The organism is Bacillus sp. AG4(2022), assembly GCF_031844465.1.
Classification (GTDB): Bacteria; Bacillota; Bacilli; order Bacillales; family Cytobacillaceae; genus Bacillus_AB; species Bacillus_AB infantis.
On sequence record NZ_JAUZVH010000003.1, the window covers coordinates 496,636 to 522,193 of the forward strand.

General features: G+C 48.1%; 21 protein-coding genes. 3 read left to right on the plus strand and 18 right to left on the minus strand.

The genetic code is table 11. The features are described 5' to 3' along the window. Positions 1 to 4: 4 nt before the first annotated feature. Positions 5 to 832: a VanW family protein gene (locus tag Q9R36_RS11440; protein ID WP_148950678.1), complete on the minus strand. Its 828-nt coding sequence runs from the start codon at positions 830 to 832 to the stop codon at positions 5 to 7. A gap of 281 nt (positions 833 to 1,113) precedes the next feature. On the opposite strand from Q9R36_RS11440, the gene Q9R36_RS11445 reads away from it, so the two are divergent. Then, positions 1,114 to 1,572 carry an NUDIX domain-containing protein gene (locus Q9R36_RS11445; protein WP_009792541.1) on the plus strand — a complete coding sequence of 153 codons (459 nt, stop codon included), beginning with the start codon at positions 1,114 to 1,116 and terminating at the stop codon, positions 1,570 to 1,572. Positions 1,573 to 1,645: 73 nt separating this feature from the next. Here Q9R36_RS11445 and Q9R36_RS11450 read toward each other — a convergent pair whose 3' ends face one another. The 13 genes from Q9R36_RS11450 to Q9R36_RS11510 all read right to left on the minus strand — a co-directional run bounded on the left by Q9R36_RS11450 (position 1,646) and on the right by Q9R36_RS11510 (position 20,362). Continuing rightward, complete coding sequence (locus Q9R36_RS11450; protein WP_009792542.1) at positions 1,646 to 2,092, minus strand: YueI family protein; 447 nt, start codon at positions 2,090 to 2,092, stop codon at positions 1,646 to 1,648. 132 nt (positions 2,093 to 2,224) lie between these two features. Continuing rightward, positions 2,225 to 3,508, minus strand: coding sequence for an isocitrate lyase (aceA, locus tag Q9R36_RS11455; RefSeq protein ID WP_101552116.1), 1,284 nt, complete (start codon positions 3,506 to 3,508; stop codon positions 2,225 to 2,227). Positions 3,509 to 3,661: 153 nt separating this feature from the next. Further along, complete coding sequence (gene putP, locus Q9R36_RS11460; RefSeq protein ID WP_148950657.1) at positions 3,662 to 5,164, minus strand: sodium/proline symporter PutP; 1,503 nt, start codon at positions 5,162 to 5,164, stop codon at positions 3,662 to 3,664. A 360-nt stretch (positions 5,165 to 5,524) separates the two neighbouring features. After that, entirely contained in the window at positions 5,525 to 6,988 is a 1,464-nt protein-coding gene (gene putP / locus Q9R36_RS11465) for a sodium/proline symporter PutP (RefSeq protein ID WP_311225151.1), read from the minus strand. 544 nt (positions 6,989 to 7,532) lie between these two features. Continuing rightward, positions 7,533 to 9,080 (minus strand): L-glutamate gamma-semialdehyde dehydrogenase, encoded by a 1,548-nt coding sequence (gene pruA / locus Q9R36_RS11470; protein ID WP_009792546.1) that lies wholly within the window; start codon positions 9,078 to 9,080, stop codon positions 7,533 to 7,535. Positions 9,081 to 9,192: 112 nt separating this feature from the next. Further along, the gene (locus Q9R36_RS11475) at positions 9,193 to 10,158 is read right to left on the minus strand and encodes a nuclease-related domain-containing protein (protein ID WP_311225128.1); all 966 of its coding nucleotides are present in this window, start codon (positions 10,156 to 10,158) and stop codon (positions 9,193 to 9,195) included. 260 nt (positions 10,159 to 10,418) lie between these two features. After that, positions 10,419 to 11,591 (minus strand): CamS family sex pheromone protein, encoded by a 1,173-nt coding sequence (locus Q9R36_RS11480; RefSeq protein ID WP_022543261.1) that lies wholly within the window; start codon positions 11,589 to 11,591, stop codon positions 10,419 to 10,421. Positions 11,592 to 11,605: 14 nt separating this feature from the next. Then, the gene (gene ligA, locus Q9R36_RS11485; RefSeq protein ID WP_311225129.1) at positions 11,606 to 13,612 is read right to left on the minus strand and encodes an NAD-dependent DNA ligase LigA; all 2,007 of its coding nucleotides are present in this window, start codon (positions 13,610 to 13,612) and stop codon (positions 11,606 to 11,608) included. Positions 13,613 to 13,930: 318 nt separating this feature from the next. Further along, on the minus strand, positions 13,931 to 16,171 hold the full coding sequence (gene pcrA / locus Q9R36_RS11490) for a DNA helicase PcrA (RefSeq protein ID WP_311225130.1): 2,241 nt from the start codon (positions 16,169 to 16,171) through the stop codon (positions 13,931 to 13,933). 72 nt (positions 16,172 to 16,243) lie between these two features. Next, positions 16,244 to 16,924, minus strand: a complete 681-nt coding sequence (gene pcrB / locus Q9R36_RS11495; RefSeq protein WP_311225131.1) for a heptaprenylglyceryl phosphate synthase — start codon at positions 16,922 to 16,924, stop codon at positions 16,244 to 16,246. Between the two features lie 219 nt (positions 16,925 to 17,143). Then, the gene (locus Q9R36_RS11500; RefSeq protein ID WP_009792553.1) at positions 17,144 to 17,458 is read right to left on the minus strand and encodes a YerC/YecD family TrpR-related protein; all 315 of its coding nucleotides are present in this window, start codon (positions 17,456 to 17,458) and stop codon (positions 17,144 to 17,146) included. Between the two features lie 37 nt (positions 17,459 to 17,495). Next, entirely contained in the window at positions 17,496 to 18,563 is a 1,068-nt protein-coding gene (locus Q9R36_RS11505; protein WP_483861649.1) for a DUF3048 domain-containing protein, read from the minus strand. 53 nt (positions 18,564 to 18,616) lie between these two features. Beyond that, complete coding sequence (locus tag Q9R36_RS11510; protein ID WP_311225132.1) at positions 18,617 to 20,362, minus strand: adenine deaminase C-terminal domain-containing protein; 1,746 nt, start codon at positions 20,360 to 20,362, stop codon at positions 18,617 to 18,619. Between the two features lie 185 nt (positions 20,363 to 20,547). On the opposite strand from Q9R36_RS11510, the gene Q9R36_RS11515 reads away from it, so the two are divergent. Continuing rightward, positions 20,548 to 20,898, plus strand: coding sequence for a YgaP family membrane protein (locus Q9R36_RS11515; RefSeq protein ID WP_009792556.1), 351 nt, complete (start codon positions 20,548 to 20,550; stop codon positions 20,896 to 20,898). A gap of 69 nt (positions 20,899 to 20,967) precedes the next feature. Further along, a complete protein-coding gene (locus tag Q9R36_RS26150) occupies positions 20,968 to 21,081 on the plus strand; it encodes an EYxxD motif small membrane protein (protein ID WP_323131897.1) in 114 nt (37 codons plus the stop codon). Here Q9R36_RS26150 and purD read toward each other — a convergent pair. The 4 genes from purD to purM are packed head-to-tail and all read right to left on the minus strand — an operon-like array spanning position 21,047 to position 25,552. Beyond that, positions 21,047 to 22,330: a phosphoribosylamine--glycine ligase gene (gene purD / locus Q9R36_RS11520; RefSeq protein WP_311225153.1), complete on the minus strand. Its 1,284-nt coding sequence runs from the start codon at positions 22,328 to 22,330 to the stop codon at positions 21,047 to 21,049. The genes Q9R36_RS26150 and purD overlap by 35 nt on opposite strands. 18 nt (positions 22,331 to 22,348) lie before the next feature. Next, positions 22,349 to 23,884 (minus strand): bifunctional phosphoribosylaminoimidazolecarboxamide formyltransferase/IMP cyclohydrolase, encoded by a 1,536-nt coding sequence (purH, locus tag Q9R36_RS11525; RefSeq protein ID WP_311225133.1) that lies wholly within the window; start codon positions 23,882 to 23,884, stop codon positions 22,349 to 22,351. 25 nt (positions 23,885 to 23,909) lie between these two features. Beyond that, positions 23,910 to 24,503 carry a phosphoribosylglycinamide formyltransferase gene (purN, locus tag Q9R36_RS11530; RefSeq protein WP_311225134.1) on the minus strand — a complete coding sequence of 198 codons (594 nt, stop codon included), beginning with the start codon at positions 24,501 to 24,503 and terminating at the stop codon, positions 23,910 to 23,912. 20 nt (positions 24,504 to 24,523) lie between these two features. After that, the gene (gene purM, locus Q9R36_RS11535) at positions 24,524 to 25,552 is read right to left on the minus strand and encodes a phosphoribosylformylglycinamidine cyclo-ligase (protein WP_022543256.1); all 1,029 of its coding nucleotides are present in this window, start codon (positions 25,550 to 25,552) and stop codon (positions 24,524 to 24,526) included. Between the last annotated feature and the right edge of the window lie 6 nt (positions 25,553 to 25,558).

The following is a 25,558-nucleotide window of genomic DNA, read 5'->3' on the forward strand; positions in this document are numbered from 1 at the left end:
TCTGTTAATCCGGGCGGGCTGTTCCTTCCAGAAGAGGCTCGTACATCATAATGGCATGGTTCTCTGTTACATATTCGTCTTCATAAAGCTTTCCCTGCCGGTTATAGGACCTGCGGAAGATTTCATTATGGCGGACATATCCGCCCCAGTATGCAGGCGTGATGGCATGGCTCCGTTCATACACCATATACGTGTATAAAGGCTCTGAAAATGTCCGCCACTCGCCGCATAAATACTCATCCGTCAGATACAGGATCAGCTGATAAGGCTCTTCAGTATGATTGGTAATTTGCAGGTCCAGATAATTATAGGCACATGTAGCGCCGCTCCCAAACGGCTGGGTGCGGTTTGAGTCCGGGAATACATCATAGCTGTGGCGGTGCCTTTCTGTCACTGTCAGCGGAGTATGCAGTGTCATCCAATAAATCAGATTGGAAAGCTGGCAGAGACCTCCCCCCGTTCCCATCTTAAAGCTGCCGCAATGAAGAATCATGCCGGGCTGGTATCCTTTTCTGGCAGTCGGCCTGCCTATAAGCTTCCAGTAGCTGAATGTTTCCCCGGGATAAATGACGATCGAGTTCAGACGCTCAACCGCAATTTTCAGGTTTTTGATTTTATTATATTGATAGGCCATGTCTACGTCCTTCAGCTTTCTGAGAAGGGGGGTCTGGTGCCTGAATACCGGATATGGCAGAGCGGCTGCTTCTTTTTTGCTGCTGTATGTACGGGCTGCAGCCAGCCAGCGGCCATATCTTTTCCAGGTGTAAAACCACGTGCCGGCTCTAATTCTTAAGTCTGAACGTTTTTTGGGGCGCAATTCGGCAATATTCATCCATGACACCTCGCTTAAAAATAAAACAAAAGGGATAGCATTCATATGGGGTCTGTTCATTTCCGTTCCAGGCACTTCGCTTTCCGCGGGGCGACGCTGAGCCTCCTCACGCTGCGCGCTGCGGGGTCTCAGCATTGCCGCTGCTTTCCCACAGGAGTCTACGTGCCTTCCACTCCAATAAACAGAGGCTCCTAAACTATTACTTTCTTAACCAAAAATAGAGTATGAATGTCTCCATTCCATGAAAGACTCAAGGATGTATTCCCAAGGAGGATATAAAAATGATCAGAACAGCTTCAAAAGCAATCATTATACAGAATGGCTGCCTGCTTGCCATCAAGATGCATGACAGCGGGGAGGATTTCTATGTCCTTCCGGGGGGCGGCCAGGAAAACGGTGAAAATCTGCATGCCAATCTGCAGCGCGAATGCCTGGAAGAAATCGGCGTACCTGTCGAGATCGGCAGCCTGCTGTTTGTACGTGATTATATCGGCAGCAATCATGGTTATGAACCTCACGCAGGACAGCATCAAGTAGAATTCTTTTTTGCCTGCTGCATCCAGGACGGAGGCTCTCCGGCATCAGGAAGCATCCCGGATAAAAATCAGGTTGGAATTGAATGGCTTCCCCTAAAAGAATTGGCAGACTGCCCTTTATTTCCTGCCCCCATCAGGGAGCTGATCATCAGGCATGCAGATGGTGAAACAGGGCTGCCTGTTTATATGGGGGATGTCAATTGACTGAAGAAATAGTTTTGGAAAATACTTCTTAATTTTAACATAAAATGCTGAGGACCATCGGCCTCAGCATTCTTTAATTACCTTTGAAAAATTTCTTCAAAAAACCAGCCACTCCCTTTTTTGCCTTTTTCTCAGGAGCTTCCTTTCCAGCCTTGTCACTGCTGATATAAATCTCTTCCTTATCTATCGCATGATCATAAGCAAGGACAAGACCGATTTCCGTATTGTGCTCTTTGTTTGTAACAATGGTATATTCGACTCCGAATTTTGACGCGAGTTTAATATACTTGGACAGATAAGAGTAATTCATGTTCCCGTTTAAGTATAGATGGGCAGACGGGTTCTCCTTCAGCGCAGCTTCAACCTCACGGTGCGTCCCTTCCCTTCTGACTTGGGGCTGGGTGAGTGCAATCACAATCCGCTCCCTGATCGTTCCGAGGAATTTTCTTCGTTCATCCGGTTTTGTCTGCTTCTGCCCATACATTCCCTGCTTCACATAATCATCCACATTTTGGGGCATCTCCACACCTCCTCTAGTATGAGCCTACTATTATGTATGTAAATTTGTCTAAGATTGTGATGCTCCTCTTTTTACTATTCCTTTTCCCGGATAAAAAAAACCCTCCTTTGCCCAAGGAGGGAAATCAAAATGCTATTGGGACACCGTAAACTGATCTTCCTCAGTCGAACCCTTTAGCGCAGTTGTTGAGGATGTGCCTCCGGAAACAACCATGGAAACCTGGTCAAAATAGCCTGTGCCCACCTCGCGCTGATGGCGGGTGGCCGTATAGCCGAATTCCTCGCTGGCGAATTCTCTTTGCTGCAGCTCGGAATAGGCAGCCATCCCCCTGTCTTTATAGCCCCGTGCCAGTTCAAACATGCTGTGGTTCAAAGCATGGAATCCTGCCAGTGTGACAAATTGGAATTTATAGCCCATGCTGCCGAGCTCTTTTTGGAATTTCGCTATTGTTTCATCATCCAGCTTTTTCTTCCAGTTGAATGAAGGTGAGCAGTTGTAGGCAAGCAATTTTCCCGGGAACCTTTCATGGATGGCTTCTGCAAACCTTCTCGCCTCCTCCAGATCCGGTTCGGATGTCTCACACCAAATCAAATCCGCGTAAGGGGCATAGGCAAGCCCGCGGGCGATGGCCTGATCAAGCCCTGCCCTGGTCCGGAAAAAGCCTTCCGGTGTCCTCTCACCCATGATGAACGCGTGATCATATGGATCAACATCACTTGTGATCAAATCAGCCGCATTGGCATCTGTCCGTGCCACCAGCACAGTCGGGACATCCATTACATCTGCCGCCAGCCTGGCAGCGATCAGATTTTTTACAGCTGTCTGTGTCGGCAGGAGCACCTTTCCGCCAAGATGGCCGCATTTCTTTTCTGAGGAAAGCTGGTCTTCAAAATGGACACCAGCCGCTCCTGCCTCAATCATCCCTTTCATCAGCTCAAATACATTCAGCTGCCCCCCAAAGCCGGCTTCTGCATCGGCAACAATCGGGGCAAACCAGTCAATAGAATGGTCACCTTCGCTGTGTGTAATCTGATCAGCCCGCTGCAGCGCCTGATTGATCCGTTTGACCACCTGCGGAACACTGTTGGCAGGATAAAGGCTTTGATCAGGGTACATATGGCCTGAAAGATTGGCATCTGCCGCCACCTGCCATCCGCTCAAATAAATCGCCTTCAGACCCGCTTTTACCTGCTGGACCGCCTGATTGCCTGTCAGTGCTCCCAGTGCATTCACAAAATCTTCCTCATGAACCAGATTCCACAGCTTATCGGCGCCCCTTCTTGCCAATGTGTGTTCAATTTGAACCGTCCCTCGGAGCCTTAATACATCCTCCGCAGAATAAGGACGCTCAATTCCCTTCCACCGATCCTCCATTTCCCACTTCTCCTGAATTGCTGCAGCTGTGTTAGTAACCACTCCAACTCCTCCTTTATGTTATAATACAGATAATTATTTACATTTTGTATTATATAACAGCTGTCGAGAGATTGAAAAGAGTTTTTGTTAAATTTTCTGAAACTTTCCGCAAAAAAAAAAGCTGATGAGAGATCTCATCAGCTTTTTTCCCGTTTAATCCCGATCGCTCTCTACTGCTTCTTCAAATTCTTCCCTGATCACCTTGTCCGGCTGATTGCCGATAAGGCTGAAGATTATAATGGCCAGAAGAGCGAGGAAGAAGCCAGGGACAATTTCATACAGCTCAAACGGGATGATTTCTTTATCAGTCAGCTGTTTCCAGACGACCACCGTGATGGCACCGGTAAGCATACCTGCAAGCGCGCCGTTGCGTGTCATCCGTTTCCAATACAGGGACAAAAGAACAACCGGACCGAATGCAGCGCCGAATCCGCCCCATGCATAGCTGACCAGATCGAGGATCGAAGCCCCTCCGTTTTTCGGATTGCCGGTATAAGCCAGAAGAATCGCAATCAATGCAATGACGATGACACCGATGCGCCCGACCCAGACAAGCTCTTTATCACTCGCATTTTTGCGGATGATGCCTTTATAAAAGTCCTCCGCCAAAGCACTCGATGATACAAGCAGCTGGGAATCAATCGTACTCATGATGGCTGACAGGATTGCAGCCAGCAGGATGCCTGATACCCATGGATTAAACAGGATATCGGCGAAGAAAATGAATACCTTTTCGCTATTATCCACGTCTCCCTGGATCAGGGGGTTTTCCGCAAATGACGGAATTCCTACAAGACCGACCAAAATGGCGCCGATAATGGAAATGGTCATCCAGGACATCCCATAAAAACGTGCTTTAGGAATTTCCTTTGTAGATCTGATGGCCATAAATCGGGTAATGATATGCGGCTGACCGAAATAGCCAAGCCCCCAAGCCATCAGAGAAACGATTCCCAGGCCTGACATCGTATCAATTGGATCCAGATAAGACGGATCGATGGACCGGACTGTATCAATCGTTTCTCCCCACCCGCCAAGCTTTGCGAAAGCCACAATCGGTACAATCACAAGTGCCAGGAACATCAGAAGGCCCTGGAAAAAGTCAGTCCAGCTGACAGCCAGGAAGCCGCCAAGGAAAGTATAGGAAATGATGACAATCGCCCCAATCAGCAGAGCTGTATTATACGTCATCCCAAAGGTCTCCTGGAAAAGCAGGGCTCCTCCTACCAGACCCGATGAAGCATAAAAGGTGAAAAAGATTAATATGACGAGAGCGGATATAACACGGAGAAGCCGTGATCCATCCTTAAAGCGGTTTTCGAAAAAGTCGGGGACTGTGATGGAGTCATTCGCAACCTCCGTATAGGCACGCAGCCTGGAAGCAACAAATTTCCAGTTGAGATAAGCACCAATAATTAAGCCTACACACATCCAAATAGAATCAAGTCCTGTTGCATAAGCAAGGCCCGGGAGTCCAAGCAGCAGCCAGGAGCTCATATCAGAAGCACCAGCACTAAGGGCTGTCACTCCAGGCCCAAGGCTTCTACCTCCGAGAACATAGTCAGACAGATTGCTTGTCAGTTTATAAGAAATAAGTCCAATTGCAAGCATTCCAATTAAATACACAATAAAAGTAATTAACGTAGCCGTTTCCATTGTTTTAAAGCATTCTCCTTTCCATAACTAAGATATTTAAATACGAGCATCATTTTCTATGCAGTATTTCTGCAACCTTATGCAGGGATCATCATTTGAAAAAATACTGAAAGAAAACAATCCTCACTCCCGCCGTTTAACAGCCGTTAATAAGCGTAACACAGATACATAATCAGAACAGGGAGAAAATTCAGTTTTCCGTAATACCTTTTATATTTATTCACTAAATCTGCATATATAATTAAGAAAACGGTTATACACGAGTATCTATTCATCTAAATTTATAAAATTAAGTCATCATTTTCTCTGGAATATAAAAAAGCAGGCCATAATAGCCTGCCATTCAATAGATGAATTTTTTCAATCAAAAGAGGATGCCTTTGCCTTTTCAAACTCCTCTTCAATTTCCTTATACGGTGAAGAAGATGCCAGACTGAAAATAATAATGGCTGCAGTACATACCAGAAAGCCAGGAACAATTTCATATAAATCAAAGATGCCGCCCTTCAATTTTTCCCAAATGACAACAGTGGCAGCTCCGGAAATAAGCCCTGCGAGTGCCCCATTCCTTGTCATTCGCTTCCAGAAAAGCGACAGGATAATCACTGGACCGAATGCTGCGCCAAATCCGCCCCACGCATAGCTCACAAGATCAAGGACAGAGCTTTCCGGGTTCATGGCAAGAATGATGGCAATCAGGGCAATCACAATGACCGAGATCCTGCCGACCCATACAAGCTCCTTTTCTCCGGCTCCCTTCCTGAAGACTGCCTTATAGAAATCTTCGGCCACAGCACTTGAGGACACAAGCAGCTGGGAATCAATTGTACTCATAATCGCTGAAAGGATCGCAGCAAGAAGAATGCCAGAGATCCAAGGATTGAAAAGCAGAGAGCTAAAATCCATAAAGACGGTTTCCGAATCCTTTAACGGCGTATCCGCAAAATAAGCAATGCCTGCAAAACCAGTAAATATAGCACCAAACAGCCCTGCAATCATCCATACCATCCCGATCAGCCTTGCCATCGGAACATCCCTGGTTGATCTCAATGCCATAAAACGGGTGATGATATGCGGCTGCCCAAAGTAACCGAGGCCCCAGGCCATAGAAGATATGATCCCGATTGCAGTAGTGCCGGCAAAAACATCAAGGCCGTCCGGCTTAATGCTTCCCACCTTATCAACAGCCTCACTCCATCCGCCGACTTCGCTGATGGCCGCTATCGGGACAATGAGAAGAGCAATGAACATCAGGATTCCCTGCACAAAGTCAGTCCAGCTTACTGCGAGAAAGCCGCCAAGGAAAGTATAGGAAATGATGACAATGGCTCCGATCCACAAGGCCGCTTCATACTGGAGCCCAAAGGAATTTTCAAACAGCTTGCCTCCTGCCACCATTCCTGATGAAGCATAAAAGGTAAAAAATAATAAAATAACAAATGCAGAAATCACCCTCAGCACTTTTGAATGGTCCCTGAAGCGATTCTCAAGATAATCAGGAATCGTAATGGAATTTCGTGAAACCTCTGTATAGGCCCTCAGCCTTCTTGCGACAAACTGCCAGTTCAAATAAGCGCCTGCAGATAGGCCGATGCAGATCCAGACAGCAGAAAATCCTGAAACATAGGCCGCGCCCGGCAATCCCAGGAGAAGCCAGCCGCTCATGTCAGAGGCCCCGGCGCTTAGCGCTGCTACACCCGGCCCCAGGCTCCTCCCGCCTAAAACGTAATCAGACAGATTGCTGGTCATCCGGTAAAAAAACAGGCCAATTGCCAGCATCCCGGCCAAATAGACAATAAAAGTAACCAATGTAGCCGTAGACATCATCTTTCCATTCTCCTCTCCGTAAAATACGTAACGATAGAAAGCAAAATCAATGCCGGCATCGGCACAAACAGCCAGAAAATCGTCATCCCGCTCAAGCCCATCTCCCGTCACCTCCATTTTTTTAGTAAAAGCCTCTTCATCAAACGATTGATTAATTCCTGTTCCACCCTCCTACCAAGCGGCTTTAAGAGGGTAAAACTAATAAAATTATACACAATTAATTTAATAGTATAAATATTAAGATAAAAACATGACTATCCTACTAGAAGAGCGCAAGCGCCTTGATCACCCTAAGGAACGCAGACTAAGAACGCCACGTCCTGCTGCAACGTCTGCATGACCCGCATCCTGGGGCCTCAAGACGAACCTCCCGGAAAGGTGTTTGTTGCCTTCTTGGGAGGTTCGTCTTGTGACCTCGAGGGGGTAGGCGCTGGAGCTGGACGTTGATCAAGAAATACTAATCATCCACAATTTATAAATTCCTTAACAAGCAAAAAGCCCGCATCCCATATTGGGATGCGGGCATGTCCGGCAGTCCGGATTAGTACATTTCAGAAGTTGTCTTCGCCTGCATATGCAGAAGGATATAATCAGGTCCTCCAGCTTTTGAATCTGTACCAGACATGTTGAAACCGCCGAATGGCTGGTATCCAACGATTGCTCCTGTACAGCCGCGGTTGAAATACAGATTCCCGACATGGAAATCTTCGCGCGCTTTCTGGATGTTTTCACGGTTCGTAGTGATGACCGCACCTGTTAAGCCGTACTCTGTATTATTGGCAATTTCCAATGCATGGTCAAAGTCTTTAGCCTTTGTAAAGCCTACAACCGGGCCAAAGATTTCTTCCTGCATCAAACGTGCATCAGGAGCAAGGTCAGCGAACACAGTCGGTTTGATGAAGTAGCCTTTAGAGCTGTCCCCTTCTCCGCCTGTCATCAGCTTGCCTTCTTCTTTGCCGATTTCAACATAGCTCATAATCTTGTCAAATGCATTCTGGTCGATAACAGGACCCATGAAATTGCTCTTGTCTTCCGGGTTGCCCTGTGTCAGATCATTTGTCAGCTCAACCACGCGGTTAAGCACTTGATCGTACACATCCTCTACCACCACTGCGCGTGAGCAGGCTGAGCATTTCTGACCGGAGAAACCGAATGCGGAAGCAACGATTGACTGTGCAGCAAGCTCAAGATCTGCCTCTTTGTCAACAACAATTGTATCTTTTCCGCCCATTTCCGCAATCACGCGCTTCAGCCAGATCTGGCCATCATTCAACTTAGAAGCACGTTCATTGATGCGCAGACCAACATCACGTGATCCTGTGAATGAAATAAAGCGAGTGTCCTTATGGTCAACCAGATAGTCGCCCACTTCTGCACCGCTTCCAGGTACAAAGTTCAGGACGCCCTTCGGAAGGCCTGCCTGTTCCATGACTTCAACGAATTTCGCTGCAACCACAGGAGTAGTTGAAGCCGGCTTCAGCAGTACAGTGTTTCCGGCAACAATCGCAGCCACAGTCGTACCAGCCATGATGGCAAGCGGGAAGTTCCAAGGTGAAATAACGATGCCCACGCCCAATGGAATATAATCATAGCGGTTATATTCATTCGGACGGCTGTTCACTGGCATGCCGTCTTTCACTTTCAGAGCTTGACGTGCATAGTACTCAAGGAAGTCAATTGCTTCCGCTGTATCTGCATCAGCCTCATTCCAAGGCTTGCCCGCTTCCTTTGTCAGCAAAGCAGAGAACTCATGCTTGCGGCGGCGGATAATCGCTGCTGCCTTAAAAAGCACATCAGCACGCGTCTCAGGCTTCACTTTTCTCCAAGTCTTAAAAGCTTCAACAGCGGCCTGCATTGCCTGCTCGGCATGCTCCTGCGTCGCCTTTGATACACGGCCGATCACTTCTTCTTTATTAGAAGGATTATAGGAAACTATTTTATCTTCAGTCGACACGCGCTCTCCGCCAATCAGCAGATCATAATCCTGGCCAAGATAGCCCTCAACAGTCTTTAATCCCTGCAGGTAGCCCTCGCGCTCTTCTTCAACAGAAAAATTAGTAAAAGGTTCATGCTTGTAAGGTTGTACCATTTATAACGCCTCCTATGTACTAAAACGTTTACATCCAGGTTCCATTTTAACATGACTTTCTATTTATCTCCAACATTCTGAGAAATGTTTATTTTTCCAAAAGTTCTTTCTTTCAGTGTGTTTTAATGTCAAGATGATATATCTTTCCTTTGTTGCTGCCAGAACTGGAAAAAGGGCGCAATAGTCTTGTAGCAAGCGGTTTTGAACTGAAAAGCAGGAAATCCCTGGCTTCACGGCTTGTGATAGACGATGAAATAAGGAGACTATAATCCTTTAATGCAGATAGATGAAGGTCGGGTTTTTTTATCCCGCATGCTGGACACTGCCAATTGCCATGTGTCCTGTCCATAGGCATCCTTTTGCATAATGGACATTCTACCCCTTTGATCAATTCTCCTCTTGCCACTCCATATTGTTTCAGGATGTCGATAGTTCCGGGATTATCATTCTTTAATATTATTCCGGATAATTTTTCAAGCTCCTTTTGGCTTAAAGCATCTGTCTTATAATGTAAATCCATTTGGATAAACTTAATCGGTATATAATCGCTTCGAAGTATATTGCGGGAGATTAACTGGTTTTCGGGAGAAGTTTTAATGAGGGTATAGGGGCTGCTGATAACAACGAATGATTCTATTGGTATATCCGGAAACCCTTGAGACTTCAACCATTTTTTCATTAAAAATGTGTGTCTGCTTATTTGGGTAAGCGGATCCGGAAATGCTTCTTCTTTATCTTCCTGAGTGCGTATCAACTGGTGAAAATATTGATCAAAGTATAGGGTTCCTGTTATATTCTTAACTTCCAATAAAACTATGAATTTACGCGATAGCAGCAGGGCATCCAGCTGAAAATTATGAATACCTGCCAATAATCGGATGTCATGAAATATATAATATTTCTTATCAGAAAGTAAGCTAAGCGGATAAGCCAGAGAAAGCTCACCTTTATAGCCAGCAGACTGCTTTGCAAGGTTTTCTTTTATTAGCTTGTATTTATGATGGGTAAATGGAGTTCTCTTATAAAGTGCCTGCAGTTTTTCCAAAGAAATTGGCATTTCTTTATTTTTTATAATCATAATAGCTCCCTTCTGTCTTAGTATCGTAAGAATACTCCACGCAAGTAAAAAATTCCTTTATTTTAGACTGTAAAAATGGAAGCTAATTCTAATAAGAGTGGTATCCTATCAAATTTGTGGATATATTATCGAAACTCCATTTATATTATCGAAATTGAGGATTTATTATCGATTTAACAAATATATTATCGAACAGGAGTTTTTACCGCTCCCGCCCCACAAAAAAAACAAGCAGCCCCCCAACCGGCTGCTTGTCTCTTCTACTGCTGATAAATATGCACAAATGGTTCCTGGTCTCCGGCTTTCCGGACGATGAGTGCTTCCGGGCCGTTGACGGAGGTGACGCTGACCTGGACGGATATATAGTCAGGGAAATGCTTCATGACGAGTCCGGTCACATATTGGGTAAAGCCTATGCCTTCTGCTTTCCCGTAGAATTGAATCGGGATTTCAATGTTCAGCTCCTGGAGCTGATCCTGAGCATAGAAGGCTTTCCCGATGACCCCGTTGAAGTTCGGGAAGTATTTTTCGACGTCCTGCTTGAAGTTAAGGAATGAGGTGACGTCTTCCCTGTGATCTTCGGTGGCTCCAGGGGATGGGAATAGCACATATTCTTCATCTACGTTTTCCCAGCCGCCTAGCTTGCTGCTTCCTTTGTCCGCCTGGGCATAGGCAAAGAAAGTGCCAGGCACGACTGATTTATTGCTTTCCTGCTCGAAAAGGGCGATGGTGATCGGTACATTTTTAAGCTCGTCCATGCTGCGGAGTCTGCTTAATACCTGATCGGCAATCTGCTTTCCTTCTTTTTCAAGGGTGGCGTGATCGATTTTTTTCTCAAAAACGTCTCCATACTCCACTGTTCTGTAATAGTGTACAGAGTTCATGGCGAGACCGATGACGACTCCCCCGAGATAGGCTTTGCCATCTTCATTTTTCAGGAGGTAGTTATGCTCAAGGATATGGGCAAGGTAAATCGGGTTTCTTTCTTCCCTCGATTTGATGTCGCCTTTCTCATCATCAACCGGATTCAGGCCAAGATTGTCTTCTTCCTCGAGGTTCTTTTCCTTCAGCTGCGCGGCCGTATATTTGCGGCTCAGCCATTTGCTGACCATATCTCTTTTCAGATACTGGCCTTCCTGGAAAAAGAACTTATCAGGATCGAATGAGTTTTGGGCCACTCTCATGAGGCCTGTCTCAAATTCATTCAGGTCATATCTCGTATTGATATTATTGACGACCAATCCGCGTGCTTCCCCGGGCTTAAAAGGCAGGATCGTACGATAGTACTGATCCGAGATCTTATAGTTTGGAATAATCGCATTTTCCTTTGAGTCATCCTGCTCCTGCACCACTTCCTCCTGCTTCTGGAAGTTTGGGGCGCAGCCTGTCAGCAAAAGGACAAGGGACAAGGCGATTATTGATGTTCTTCTCACTGCTTTTACACCTCTTAATTATTTAATTCTTCAACCAGCTGCTCCTCATTCCAAATATCAATTCCCAGGTCCTGGGCTTTCGCCAGCTTGGAGCCGGCATCCTCGCCTGCAATCAGGAGGTCCGTTTTCTTGCTGACGCTTCCGGAAACATTTCCGCCCAGTGCTTCGATCTTTTCTTTTGCTTCATTTCGGCTCAATATGGAAAGCTTGCCTGTCAGCACGATCGTCTTTCCTGCAAAAAACGAGTCGGAGTCCTCTGCCGCAACCGGCTTCGGCCCTTTGTATTCCATGTTGACGCCTGATTCTTTTAATTCGCGGATAAGCTCCTTCGCTTCTTCCTGCTCAAAGAATGCGACAATTGCGCCAGCCATTTTACCGCCGATTTCATTGATCGCCGTCAGATCATCTTCAGAGGCGGCCATCAGGTTATCCATGCTGCTGAAATGCTGGGCAAGCGTTTTGGCTGCCTTGGCGCCTACATGCCTGATTCCTAATCCAAACAGCAGCTTTTCAAGGGAGTTCTGCTTTGATGCCTCAATGGCCTGCACCAGATTATTGACTGATTTTTCGCCCATGCGCTCCATTCCGATCAAAGCTTCATGAGTGAGCTTATAAAGGTCAGCGACATCCTTGATCAGCTCTTTTGCAAACAGCTGGCTGACCACTTTTTCGCCAAGTCCGTCAATATTCATCGCATTCCGGGAGACAAAATGGATCAGCCCCTCACGGATCTGGGCCGGGCATTTCGGATTGATGCAGCGCAGGGCCACTTCACCCTCAAGGCGGACCAGCTCGCTTCCGCACTCAGGACAATGTGTCGGCATTATAAATTCTCGCTCTTCTCCTGTCCTCTGCTCAGCCAGCACATTGACAACCTCCGGGATGATATCTCCGGCTTTCTTGACGACGACCTTGTCACCGATCTTGATGTCTTTTTCACGGATCAGGTCTTCATTATGAAGTGATGCACGCTGGACAGTTGTCCCGGCGACACGGACCGGTTCAAGCAGGGCTGTAGGAGTGACAACGCCGGTACGTCCGACGCTCAGCTCAATATCCCTTAAAGTGGTGACCACTTCTTCAGCAGGGAATTTATAAGCAATCGCCCAGCGCGGGCTTTTCGCTGTTGCACCCAGCTCTTCCTGAAGTGCAAGCGAGTCAACCTTGATGACGATTCCGTCTATATCGTAATCCAGGTTAGGCCGCTTCTCGGTCCAGCTGCTGACATATTCAATAACTTCTTCTATGCTGGCGCATTTTCTGCGCTCTTTGTTCGTCTTGAATCCGAGTGTTTCCAGATAATCCAGTCCGGCACTGTGTGATTCTACACCTGTATCGCCAGTGTTTGATATCCCGTATAAAAAGATATCAAGATTTCGGGAAGCGGCGATGCGGGGATCGAGCTGGCGAAGGGAGCCTGCAGCCGCATTGCGCGGATTTGCAAACGGCTCCTCGCCCCGCTCTTCTTTCCCTTTATTCAATGCTTCAAAGGAACGGCCAGGCATGAATGCTTCCCCGCGCACCTCAATGGATACAGGCTCTGAAAGGCGGAGGGGAATGGAGCGGATTGTCCGCAGGTTTACGGTGATATCCTCTCCGATCGTCCCGTCCCCCCTTGTCGTACCCTGGATGAACAGCCCATCCTCATATTTCAGGGCGACGGCCAGGCCATCAATTTTCAGCTCGCACACATAAGAAAGATTTTCTCCTGCAGTCTGCCGCACCCGGCGGTCAAAGCTGCGCAGATCTTCTTCGTTGAAGGCATTGCCAAGGCTCAGCATAGGTGTTTGGTGCTCGACCTTTTCGAACATATCGAGTATTTCGCCGCCGACCCGCTGGGTAGGGGAATCAGCGGTTTTCAGCTGAGGATGTTCATTTTCAAGCTCCATCAGCTCTTTCAGAAGCCGGTCATACTCAGAATCCGGCACTGACGGCTTATCAAGGACATAATATTCATAGCCATATTGATTCAGCAGATTATGCAGTTCTTTTACTCTTGCTTCGGCATTTTGAAGGTCCATATTTTCCAGCCCTTTCATTAGAAAAGCGCAAGCGCCTTGCTCCCTAAAGGAACGCAGACTAAGAACGCCACGTCCTGTGGCAACGTCTGCATGACCCCCATCCTGGGGGCCTCAAGACGATCCTCCCTAAAAGGCGTTCTTTGCCTTTTTGGGAGGATTGGCTTGTGACCTCGAGGGGGTAGGCGCTGGAGCTAGACAGTAATCGAAGATAAAAAATAAACTTTCTTACCTTTAGAAAAACTCGGCCGCTGCCCGCCTCCAATTAGGCCTGGCAGCTCCGCAGCAATTATGCTTTTTTTCCTATATTTCTGTACTGTATCATCCTTTTGTAATCGGAGCGAATTTTGCAAGCAGGCGTTTGATGCCGGTCGGGCTCGGGAAGGCGATATCGAGCTCTGTTCCTTCTCCCTGGCCTTTTACGCTGACAACTGTTCCGGTGCCCCATTTTCCATGGACGGCTTTGTCTCCGACCTGCCAGCCAAGGGCATCCCCGCCGGTCGAGGCAACAGCCGGCTTGACCACGGCCTTGCGCATAGCCTGCCGCGGTGCTGAGGATGATAGTTGCCGTCCTCCTGCTGCCGGGCTGCCAAATGGAGAAGGTGATGCCTTCTTCGGCTCGATCCCTTCGATAAGGTCTGCCGGGATTTCCTGGATGAAGCGTGATGGAGGATTCATATTCGTCCGTCCGAATAATGTCCTCATCTGGGCATTGGTTATAAATAATTCTTCCTCTGCACGGGTGATTCCCACATAGGCGAGGCGGCGTTCTTCTTCCATTTCCGCCTCTTCCATGAGGGAGCGGCTGTGAGGGAAGACGCCTTCCTCAAGCCCGATCAGGAATACAACGGGGAATTCCAGCCCCTTTGCGGAGTGAAGCGTCATAAGGACGACACTATCGGTCTTTGTGCCATCGTCTTCAAGCTTGTCAATGTCTGCAACAAGGGCCAGGTCTGTCAGGAAAGCGACGAGTGTTTTATCTTCGCTGCCGTCCTCGAAGTTTTTCGTTACAGACAGGAACTCGTCGATGTTCTCCAGGCGGCTTTGGGCTTCAATTGACTTCTCTGCCTTCAGCATGTCCCTGTAGCCGGACTTCTCCAGCACTTCCTCTACAAGCTCAGTTACAGACAAATATTCCTGCATCTGTTCGTAGCTTCTGATCAGATCGCGGAACTCGGTTGCCGCCTTCGTGATTTTCGGGCTCAGGCCAATCAGGTCAAGGGCATCGAGTGCCTGGTACATCGTCATATCATGCATCTGCGCAAAATTGGCGATTTTGTCCACGGACCCTGAGCCTATGCCGCGTTTTGGCACATTGATCACGCGCTGCAGGCTGATGTCATCATCAGGATTGGCAATCAGCCTCAGATAGGCAAGGATATCCTTGATTTCTTTTCTGTCATAGAACTTGATGCCGCCGACAATGGAGTACTCGATGTTTGATTTAAGCAGCACTTCCTCCATTACACGTGACTGGGCATTGGTCCGGTAAAGGATGGCGATCTCGGAATACTTCCGTTTGCCGCTGTCGACCATTTCTTTGATTTTCCCAGCGACAAACTGGCCTTCACCCTGCTCGCTGTCGGCGCGGTAATGGAACAGTTTATTGCCTTCTGCATTTTCTGTCCAGAGATTCTTGGCCTTCCTGTTGAGGTTCTTGGCAATCACCTCATTGGCAGCCAGCAGGATCCGCTTTGTTGAACGGTAATTCTGCTCCAGGAGGATCGTGCGGGCATTTTGGTAATCTTTTTCAAATGACAGGATATTGGCAATGTCAGCTCCGCGCCAGCGATAGATTGACTGGTCGGAGTCCCCGACCACGCAAAGATTCTTGAATCTGTCTGCCATCAGCTTTACAAGCATATATTGTGCTCTGTTTGTATCCTGATACTCATCAACATGGATATATTGGAATTTGCGCTGATAATATTCCAGCACCTCAGGCACCCGCTGGAATAGCTGGATCGTTGTCATGATCAGGTCATCAAAGTCCAGCGCCTGATTTTTGCGGAGGCGTCTTTGATATTCTGTGTATACATCGCTTGCGATCTGCTCGAAGTAGCCGCCGGCCGCCTTTGCATATGCCTCCGGGTCGATCAGTTCGTTCTTCGCCGAGCTGATGCTGCCCAGAATCGCACGCGGGTCGTATTTTTTGGGATCCAGATTCTTTTCCTTGAGGATCGCCTTGATGACAGACTGCTGGTCTGTTGTATCAAGGATCGTGAAATTACGGTTAAAGCCGATTCTGTCTATATCTCTCCTGAGAATCCGCACACACATTGAGTGGAACGTTGAAATCCAAATATCATCGGCTGCTCCCCCCATCATGTTCTGGATCCTCTCGCGCATTTCCCTTGCCGCCTTGTTAGTGAAGGTGATGGCAAGGATGTTATACGGGTTTACCCCTTTTTCAACCATCAGGTATCCAATCCTGTGGGTCAGCACCCTCGTCTTTCCGCTTCCCGCACCGGCCATGATAAGCAGCGGCCCGTCCGTTGCCTTTACAGCATTCTGCTGCTGGGCATTCAATCCGTTTAATAGTTTATCCGTTAAATATTGCATCTTTTTATTCACCGCCAAACAAACATATGTTCTTTATAGTTAGTGTATCCTTAAGTCCCTCTGCAAGCAACTTTATTTAGGCAAAACTGTCTTTAGAGCTTCATCTAGATTTTCATATATTATATTGCCGACAACAATGACGTCCGCTGCTTCAGCCATTTCCCTTGCCTGTGCTTCAGACGAGATTCCTCCGCCGTAGAAAAAGGTTGTTTCCTCCAGTGTGCGCTTGACTTCAGCCGCAAGCCCGGGATCGCCATATGTCCCGCTGTATTCGAGATAGAAGATTGGGAGATGGAACATCTTCTCTGCCATCATGGCGTATGCAACAACATCCTCTGCATCCAGATCCGTCTTCGCCTCTGTCAGCTTTGCCGCCTTGCATTCGCTGTTCAGGATGCAATAGCCCTGGACAAGGATTTCCTCCCAGCTCATGATCTCGCCGTATTCCTTGACCGCCTGATGATGAAGCCCGGTGATCCATTTGCTGTCCCCGCTGTTCAGGACAGACGGGATAAAATACAAATCAAAGCCCGGAGTAACTGACTCAATCGTCGAAACTTCGAGCACGCAGGGCACCGTATAGCGGCGTATTCTTGCCATGAGGTCCAGCACCTTTTCAAGTGTAATGCCGTCTGTTCCTCCGACTATTACAGCATCCGTCCCTGATTCGCAGATCCGCTCCAGGTCCCGGTCAGAAATTTCTTTATTGGGATCGAGTTTAAAGGCGTGGCGCCACTCGCGAACATCATACATGCATACTTGCCTCCATTCTATCATTCCATTACAACATTATAGCATTAGACACTGGAATCAAAAAGGAAAGCAGGGAGGACTTTTCCTGCATATTGATGGAAGAAGGCAAGTCATGCCTGCAGGATGCGGGGCGGCAGCGAAAACAAAAAGCGCAGACCGGAATGCTGGCTTTTCCTAAAGAAAAAGCCGCGGGATCTTCATCCTGCGGCTTTACATCAATTATTCTGCTGCGGCCTGTGCTTCTTCGTCCTTGATGCGCTCAAGGGCCATTTCATAGGCGTCATTGCCATAATTCAGGCAGCGTTTTACACGGGAAATCGTTGCCGTGCTTGCTCCTGTTTCTGTTTCGATCTTATGATAGGTCTTTCCTTCGCGCAGCATCCGGGCAACCTCAAGGCGCTGGGCAAGAGATTGGATTTCATTTACCGTGCAAAGATCGTCGAAGAATCGATAGCATTCTTCCAGGTCTTTTAGGGACAGGACCGATTTGAACAATTGATCCAGTTCTTTGCCTCTAAGTTTTTCAATTTGCATATGGGGTCTCCTTTATTTAAACCATATTTTTTAAGATTTAATTAGATTCATTCAAGCTGACTGCCTGGCCGAGGCCAGGGTCTGATGGAACAACATTGATCCATGTCTTTCCGCGGACCAGCGGTGCTTCCTTTCCATCAATATAAGGAAGCAGCCTTCCTTTTTCATTTTTCCACTCAACTTCCCTGAGGAGGCCTTTCTGAAGAAGATAGCCTCTTCCCCCAGATGTTAAGTTAATCTCACGCCTGCCTGCACTGTCAACAATTTTGTGGGAGGCTTCTATGATGAATATATTGTCAATCAGGACGGGGGCGCCGCTGTCATAATCAGCGGTCAGTTCGCCATTGGAATATCTTTTGTATTTATCTAGATTCCTGTCGTATTCATAGGTGCTCGAGAATGTTTCGTTTGAAAGGTACGAAACTTTTGCACTCTCTGCTTCTTCGCCTGTGAGCTGCCCTGCTTCTTCAGCTGTCATGAAGCTGAGGGGACCGGGGGCTTCTTCCATTTCATAGTCCTTTTCCGCTGCCCCCTTCAGAATATTTTCATAAGAGGTATACGAGTTATGCGGCGCCTTGCGGAAACCGGCCCTTTGAAAAAGGGTCCCGTCATAATAAAGACCATTCAGATGGTCGATATAGCCGTTGTCCATAAGCTCCTTCGCGTCCGGGCTGTTTCCGTGGCAGACATAAAGCCCATCATATGCTTTGGCAAGCTCGATGTAATAATCACGGGCACTCCTGACCGGACCGATCTTCTCCGGCTGTTCACTTTGGTATATGGCCAGGAACCTGGTCACATCCCCTTCCGCTAAAAGCTCATAAACAATATCAGCTTCCGGAAGTCCGGATTGCGGTCTTGCAGCCGGATGGTTATTGATCATCACTGCGACGGCACGGCCAGCGGCTTCCTTCTCTGTGCCAACCCCTGTCAGCGGAAAGGCATACGGCGATTCTGCCACTGTTTCCTGTCCTTCGTCTTCCTTGGAAGGTTGTTCAACCGGAGCATGATTATTCCCTTTTCCAGGCTCTGCCTCATCATTTGACTTGCTGCACCCTGAAATAAGCATCAGCACTGCTGCTGAAAGCATCATCCACTTCTTTATCTTTTTCACCCCTGTTGATCCCTATCTATCTTTATAGTCTATTCTTTTATATTTTAACGCATTATCGTTGGAAAGAGTACCGTTTTATTCATGACATCATACATTCCATGCTGAGTGATCCGGATGTACGGAAGATGGGTTGATGAGAAAAAGAGGAGCGAATAGATCGGGTCCTCGAATCTGTACCCTTTTTCTTCGAGCAGCCTCAGCAGCTTCTTTTCATCCTCTATCAAGTCTGGAACGGCCTTTGCGGACATCCCTCCATTCAGCGGAAGCTCGACCTCGCATTCAATCGTTCCATTTCCGGCAATCGCAATCCCTCCGCCGAGCATTTTGATCCGTTCAAAGGCTGTCAGCATATCCTGTTTGTTCTTCCCGATCAGGATGATATCCCCGGTATTGGAGAACGAGCTCGCCATGCCCCCAATCCTGCTGGCAAAGCCCTTCAGCATGGTGTTGATCCGCCATTTGCCCTTCCTGTCAACAAGCATGAAGAAGCATTCATCATGATCTTCTGACAGCTCTTCATAGGAAACATCAATGGAGATGGAATACGGTTTTGTAATCACTGCGTTTTCCATTTTGATCCCAAACGGCATGGAGAATTGCATATCATCACCCGTCAGGCTCCAGTCAATGTCCAGCTTTTCAAAGCCATGTTCCTCCCAGGTATTCCAGCCGTAAGCACCTTCCACTTCTTTGCCGTCCTTTTTGACCCATTTGCCTTTCGCCAGGACAGAAACCGGTGTGGGGTTTCTTTCATCTTCAAGGAAGTTGATGTTGGCAATTCTGCCTGTCGTGATATTGCCATGAAGATAGTCGATGTTATAATGGCGGGCGGGATTGATCGTCCCCATATTATAAGCGTCTATTACAGGCACCCCTTTTTCGATGGCAATCCTGATCATATGATCAATCATGCCTTGCTCGTAAAAGGAAGCGGACGAACCATCCGTCGTAAAAATAAACCGGTCATACATATTAATTCCCAGCTCATGAATTTCTTCCAGCAGCTTAGGCAGGTCCGGCCTGATGGAGGAATGGCGAAGGGATACCGTATATCCATGCATGAGCCGGTCATAAGCCTCTTTTCCTGTCATCGCTTCATGGTCGCAGTCTGCGCCAAAGAGCATCATCTTCGCCAGTGTTTTTTCCGATGCACCCGGGAAATGCCCTTCAATCTGCTTGCGCATCCGTTTAGCTTCCTGTATCCAGTGAAGCATCATATCATCGCCGTCCAAAAGCCGCGGCCACCCTGTGAGTTCCCCGCCCTGCAGGACGGCGTCATGTTCAAGCCAGGATTTGATGTTTCCATGGGAGAAGGCCTGTTCTTCATTTTGAATCTCTGTCTGAGCATCAAACCGGCACCACCAATACATCGTAGAAGGAATATTGCGCATCTCCCTCAAAAAAGAAAACGCTTTCTTTTTATCCATCTGCAAAACAAGCGACATATTATCATTGATGAGTGTCGTTGTGCCGAGTTGTGATGCATAGGCCGCCAGAGAATGGGGATTATAAAGTTGAAATGGATGGGCATGGGGCTCAATATAGCCTGGAACAAGCCATTCGCCATGACAGTCCCTGATTTCACAGCCGTCTGTCCGTGCGGGAAGCTTCTCTCCGACATAGACAATCCGGTCGTCATAGATCCAGATATTGGCGGTAATCCATTTATTCAGTACTTGGTTTAAGTATGTGGCATTTTTCAAAAGCATAGTCGGGGCAAGCTTTCCATCCAGAACGGAGACCTGTTCCCTAATTTGTTTGTTTTTCCACCGATACCGCTGTTCGAGCAACAATGTCCCCTCCGTTTACGATGCCGCTGAGACGGCTTAGTTATATTTTAAAAAGATCTTAAAAGATCAGATTCTAAAAAAGAAAGCCCTTTCAGAGCTGTTCTATCTATACTAACATATTTCACTGTTTAACGCATTAAAGAATTGTAAAGAAATTGAAAATTTTGTGAAGGAGTGCAGAAGTCATGAAGATCAAGCAGAACATCGGCATCTTGAATGCTCTTATCCGCATCACCATCGGTCTTACCGTCCTTTCCTGGAGCACCGCGAAGCTGGTAAAAATGCCTTGGCGTGATTCTTATTTGGTAATGGCTATGCTTGGGGCCATGAAGGTGGCAGAAGGGATTGTCCGCTATTGTCCGGTGACAGCCATGCTTGACCGCGGACAGGATATGATGAATGAAAGCGGCAGCCGGAAAGATCATTCTGAACAGAAGCATCATGAACACCAGGCTGGCGGGAGCAAACAGGACCTGAACGATCAGGATCTGGCCATGCTTGAAAAGACCCTGATGCAGAATAACACGCTTAAATGAGAAAAAAGAAAGCGGCGGACACCTGTATAAAGGTGCCTGCCGCTTTTGAATCTTAAGGAGATGATATGAATGTTTCTTGAGTATGTTACCGATATGTCGTTTGTGCTGATCATCCTGATCGGCAGCATCGTCGCAATTCTTTACGCTTTTATAAGGAAGTCCGGGAAGAAAGGCGCGCGATAGCCCTGCCGCCTATATCCCTGCGGTAGAAAACACCGTCGCACTGAAGCTTTTCAAGCCCGGCATAGACTTTTTCCTGCGCCTCTGAAAGGCTTTCGGCCCTGGCGCCGGCGAGAAGCACCCGTCCTCCATCAGTCACAAACTCACCGTCTTCATTCTGTTTTGTGCCGGCATGGAAGACAAACAAGGAAGAATCCAGCTCACTGAGCCCTTTCAGCACGTCTCCCTTTCCGTAAGACTCCGGATAGCCTTTGGAAGCAGCGACGACACCAAGCACAAATTGGGAATCCCAATCTATTTCCGGCTTCCCGCCATCAATCACAGCCAGCATGGCTTCAGCCAGGTCCGACTTCATCCTGGGAAGCACTGCCTGGGTTTCCGGATCACCGAAGCGCGCGTTGAATTCGATGACCTTCGGGCCCTGCCCTGTATTGATCAGGCCTGCATACAGCACGCCGCAGAAGCTTCGGCCTTCGAGCTCCATCGCCTTTGCCGCCGGCTCAAGGATTGTCCGTACGGCCTCCTCCACCACAGCATCGCCAATGTGAGGGACTGGTGAATAGGCACCCATCCCGCCTGTGTTCGGCCCAAGGTCACCATCATATGCCCGCTTATGGTCCTGGGCAATTTCAAGCGGCACCACCGTGCTTCCGTTGACAAAAGCCATCAGGGAGAATTCCTCCCCTTCAAGGAATTCTTCAATGACTACCTTCGCAGAGGCTTCCCCGAACCGGGCACCTACCATCATTTCTTCCAGCGTCTGCTGGGCTTCATCGAGGGTCATGGCGACCGTGACTCCTTTGCCTGCCGCAAGCCCATCTGCTTTAATCACGATGGGAGCCCCTTTTTCATTAAGATAGCTCCTTGCTTTTTCATAATCAGTGAATGCCCGATATTCTGCAGTAGGGATATCGTATTTCTCCATCAGCTCTTTGGCGAAGGACTTGCTTCCTTCAATGACAGCTGCCTCTTTTTTCGGGCCGAATACCTTCATTCCCAGACTGCCAAGGAAGTCTGCCAGCCCTGCCTGAAGCGGTGCCTCCGGGCCGATGACTGTCAGTCCGATTTCATTTTCCTTTGCAAAGGCTGCTATCTCCGGAAAATTCATTTCATCTATCGGAACCTGAATGGCACAATCTGCCATTCCGTGATTCCCTGGTGCTGCATACACTTGATCCACAGACGGGCTTTCGCTCATTTTCCGGCAGATGCTGTGCTCCCTGCCGCCGCGCCCGATGACTAATACGTTCACCATCCATCAGCTCCCTGATTAATGTTTGAAATGCCTTACTCCTGTTAATACCATCGCAATCCCATATTCGTCTGCCTTTTTCACAGAATCCTTATCCTTGATAGAGCCGCCAGGCTGGATGATGGCAGTGATGCCTGCCTTGGCTGCCGCTTCAACAGTATCATCCATAGGGAAAAACGCATCAGAAGCGAGCACTGCTCCTTCTGCACGGTGACCTGCTTGCTCCAGAGCGATTTTGGCCGCTCCGACACGATTCATCTGTCCAGCTCCGACGCCTAAAGTCATCTCTTTGTTATTCACGACAATCGCATTGGACTTCACATGCTTAACAACCTTCCAGCCAAGCTTTAACGCCGCCCATTCTTCCTCTGTCGGCTCTCTCCTGGTTGCAACAGTAACGGTGGCATCCTCCAGGGAATAGCGGTCATATTCCTGAACGAGAAGTCCCCCTTCTATGCTGGTCAGTCTTGCCTCTTCCTTCTTTTCCACGTCAAAGGGAATGGTCAGGAGGCGGATATTCTTTTTGCCTGTCAATATTTCTAGCGCCTCTTCCGAATAGGACGGAGCAATGACAATTTCAAGGAAAATTTCATGGAGCTTCTTTGCAGTTTCAGCATCCACTTCCCGGTTCAGCGCAATGATACCCCCAAAGATGGAAACAGGATCTGCTTCAAATGCTTTTGTAAATGCATCATAAGTATCTTTGCCCGTTCCGACGCCGCAAGGATTCATATGCTTCACAGCAACAGCAGCCGGATCCTTGAATTCCCTGACGATCTGCAGTGCAGCTTCTGCATCATTGATATTGTTGTAGGAAAGCTCTTTCCCATGAAGCTGCTCTGCATTGGCAATTGAAAATTCAGAGCCGAGGGGCTTCCGGTAAAAAGCAGCCTTCTGATGAGGATTCTCGCCATAGCGCAGCGTTTGTTTCAATTCGTATGTAACAGTCATTTTTTCCGGATTCTCTTCACCTGCAAGCTTAGTCATATATTCAGCAATCAGACTGTCATAGGAAGCTGTATGGCGGAAGACCTTCGCTGCAAGCCTGCGGCGTGTTGCGGGCTGGGTTTCACCGTTTTCATTGAGTTCCGAAAGGACGGTTCCATAGTCTGAGGGATCGATGACCACTGTGACATATTGGTGATTTTTTGCAGATGCGCGCAGCATGGCAGGTCCGCCGATATCAATGTTTTCAATCGCATCCTCGACTGATGCATCGCTCTTGGCGATAGTCTGCTGGAAAGGATACAGATTAACACAGACGATGCTGATCGGATCAATTCCATGCTCCTCCATCTGGGCATGATGCCCGGGCTGATCGAATTTTGCCAAAAGGCCCCCATGAATCATCGGATTCAAAGTCTTAACGCGGCCTTCAAGAATTTCCGGGAATCCGGTGACGTCGGTTACCCCGATTACATCAACGCCGCTTTCCTGGAGTGCTTTCTTTGTGCCGCCCGTTGATATGATCTCATAGCCAAGACTGGCGAGCTCCTTGGCAAAATCGACAATTCCGTTTTTGTCTGACACACTGATTAACGCTCGCTTTTTCAATTTGAATTCCTCCTGTTGACTGTCCTTATTTACTGCTGCTGATCCTTGCTGCATCTTCTGCAAATATCTTTTTCAAAGTAGCAGGATACAATCTGTGTTCAATCCGGTGAATTTTTTCCTGCAGGCTCTCCCTCGTCTCGGCTTCATCAAGCTTCACAGACTGCTGGGCAATGATTGGCCCTGTGTCCATTCCGGCATCCACATAATGAACCGTTACACCGCTCATCGGCACCCTGGCTGCGAGTGCCTGTCCGATGGCATCTTTTCCCGGAAAGGAGGGCAGAAGTGAAGGATGGATATTGACAATCCTTCCCTCATATTCGGCAAGGAGAACCTCACCGATCAGCCTCATATATCCTGCCAGAATGATGAATTCAGCTCCGCACTCCCTGAGCCTGACGAGAATTTCCTCTTCATATGCCTGCTTGCTTTCAAACTCTTTTGCACGGAAGGAAAAGCTCGGCACTCCACTTGCTTCTGCCCTCTCCAGGCAATAAGCTCCCGGCCTGTCAGAAACCAAAAGCCGGATATCCGCATCCAGTCCGCCGCTTTTTACAGCATCTATTATAGCCTGAAAGTTGGTTCCGCCCCCGGAAGCAAATACTGCTATCTTTTTCATGGGAACCTCCGAAATCCGTTTTACACGGTAATTTGAATTCCTTCTTTCCTATTAACCGTCCCGAGTCTGTAGGCTTTTTCTCCTGAAGCATTCAGGTGGCTGATGAGCATGTCAGCCTGCTCCGGGCTGACAGCCGCGGCCATTCCCGTGCCCATATTAAAAATATTATACATTTCCATGCGATCCAGATTGCCCAGCTTTTCCATAAGAGCGAATACCGGCGGGATTTCCCTTCCGCTTTCATCAATTTCAGCTCCAAGCCCCTCTGGAAGCATTCTTGGAAGATTTTCAATGAATCCGCCGCCTGTGATATGGGCCAATCCCTTGATGTCGAATTTTTTCATCGCATCAAGCACCGGCTTCACATAAATCCGCGTCGGCTTCAGAAGCTCCTCGCCCAATGTGCAGCCAAGTTCCTCCTGATAACTGTCCAGCATCAGGCCGGCATCCTCCAGCAGGATCTTTCTGACAAGAGAATACCCATTGCTGTGGATCCCGTTCGATGCAAGGCCGACAAGTACATCGCCTTCCTTGATCGTGCTCCCGTCAATCAGCGCTGACTTCTCACATGCCCCTGCTGCAAAACCGGCCAGATCATATTCTTCCTCTTTGTACATGCCGGGCATTTCGGCTGTTTCTCCGCCAACAAGCGCACAGCCGGCCTGCTCGCAGCCGTCTGCAATGCCTTTGACGATTGCTTCAATCCTTGCCGGATCCGCTTTTCCGCATGCGATATAATCAAGGAAATACAGCGGTTCAGCGCCCTGTACGACAATATCATTCACGCACATGGCAACAGCATCCACTCCGATTGTATCATGCCGGTCCATCATGAACGCGAGCATAAGCTTTGTGCCGACCCCGTCTGTCCCTGAAACCAGCACCGGCTCCTTCAGGTTCAGGACTGACAGATCAAACATGCCGCCGAATCCGCCCAGGCCTCCCATTACGCCAGCCCTCTGCGTCCTTTGCACATGCTTTTTCATCCTGGATACCGCCTCATATCCTGCTTCTATATCCACGCCAGCCTGCTTATAGGCATTAGCCATTACAGT

What these genes read in the sequence shown, in the direction of transcription:
- Q9R36_RS11440 (WP_148950678.1), bottom strand. Translation starts at nt 832, where the DNA reads ATGAATATTGCCGAATTGCGCCCCAAAAAACGTTCAGACTTAAGAATT.
- Q9R36_RS11445 (WP_009792541.1), top strand. Translation starts at nt 1,114, where the DNA reads ATGATCAGAACAGCTTCAAAAGCAATCATTATACAGAATGGCTGCCTG.
- Q9R36_RS11450 (WP_009792542.1), bottom strand. Translation starts at nt 2,092, where the DNA reads ATGCCCCAAAATGTGGATGATTATGTGAAGCAGGGAATGTATGGGCAG.
- putP (WP_148950657.1), bottom strand. Translation starts at nt 5,164, where the DNA reads ATGGAAACGGCTACGTTAATTACTTTTATTGTGTATTTAATTGGAATG.
- putP (WP_311225151.1), bottom strand. Translation starts at nt 6,988, where the DNA reads ATGTCTACGGCTACATTGGTTACTTTTATTGTCTATTTGGCCGGGATG.
- pruA (WP_009792546.1), bottom strand. Translation starts at nt 9,080, where the DNA reads ATGGTACAACCTTACAAGCATGAACCTTTTACTAATTTTTCTGTTGAA.
- Q9R36_RS11475 (WP_311225128.1), bottom strand. Translation starts at nt 10,158, where the DNA reads ATGATTATAAAAAATAAAGAAATGCCAATTTCTTTGGAAAAACTGCAG.
- ligA (WP_311225129.1), bottom strand. Translation starts at nt 13,612, where the DNA reads ATGGACCTTCAAAATGCCGAAGCAAGAGTAAAAGAACTGCATAATCTG.
- pcrA (WP_311225130.1), bottom strand. Translation starts at nt 16,171, where the DNA reads ATGCAATATTTAACGGATAAACTATTAAACGGATTGAATGCCCAGCAG.
- pcrB (WP_311225131.1), bottom strand. Translation starts at nt 16,924, where the DNA reads ATGTATGATGTTCGCGAGTGGCGCCACGCCTTTAAACTCGATCCCAAT.
- Q9R36_RS11500 (WP_009792553.1), bottom strand. Translation starts at nt 17,458, where the DNA reads ATGCAAATTGAAAAACTTAGAGGCAAAGAACTGGATCAATTGTTCAAA.
- Q9R36_RS11515 (WP_009792556.1), top strand. Translation starts at nt 20,548, where the DNA reads ATGAAGATCAAGCAGAACATCGGCATCTTGAATGCTCTTATCCGCATC.
- Q9R36_RS26150 (WP_323131897.1), top strand. Translation starts at nt 20,968, where the DNA reads ATGTTTCTTGAGTATGTTACCGATATGTCGTTTGTGCTGATCATCCTG.
- purN (WP_311225134.1), bottom strand. Translation starts at nt 24,503, where the DNA reads ATGAAAAAGATAGCAGTATTTGCTTCCGGGGGCGGAACCAACTTTCAG.
- purM (WP_022543256.1), bottom strand. Translation starts at nt 25,552, where the DNA reads ATGGCTAATGCCTATAAGCAGGCTGGCGTGGATATAGAAGCAGGATAT.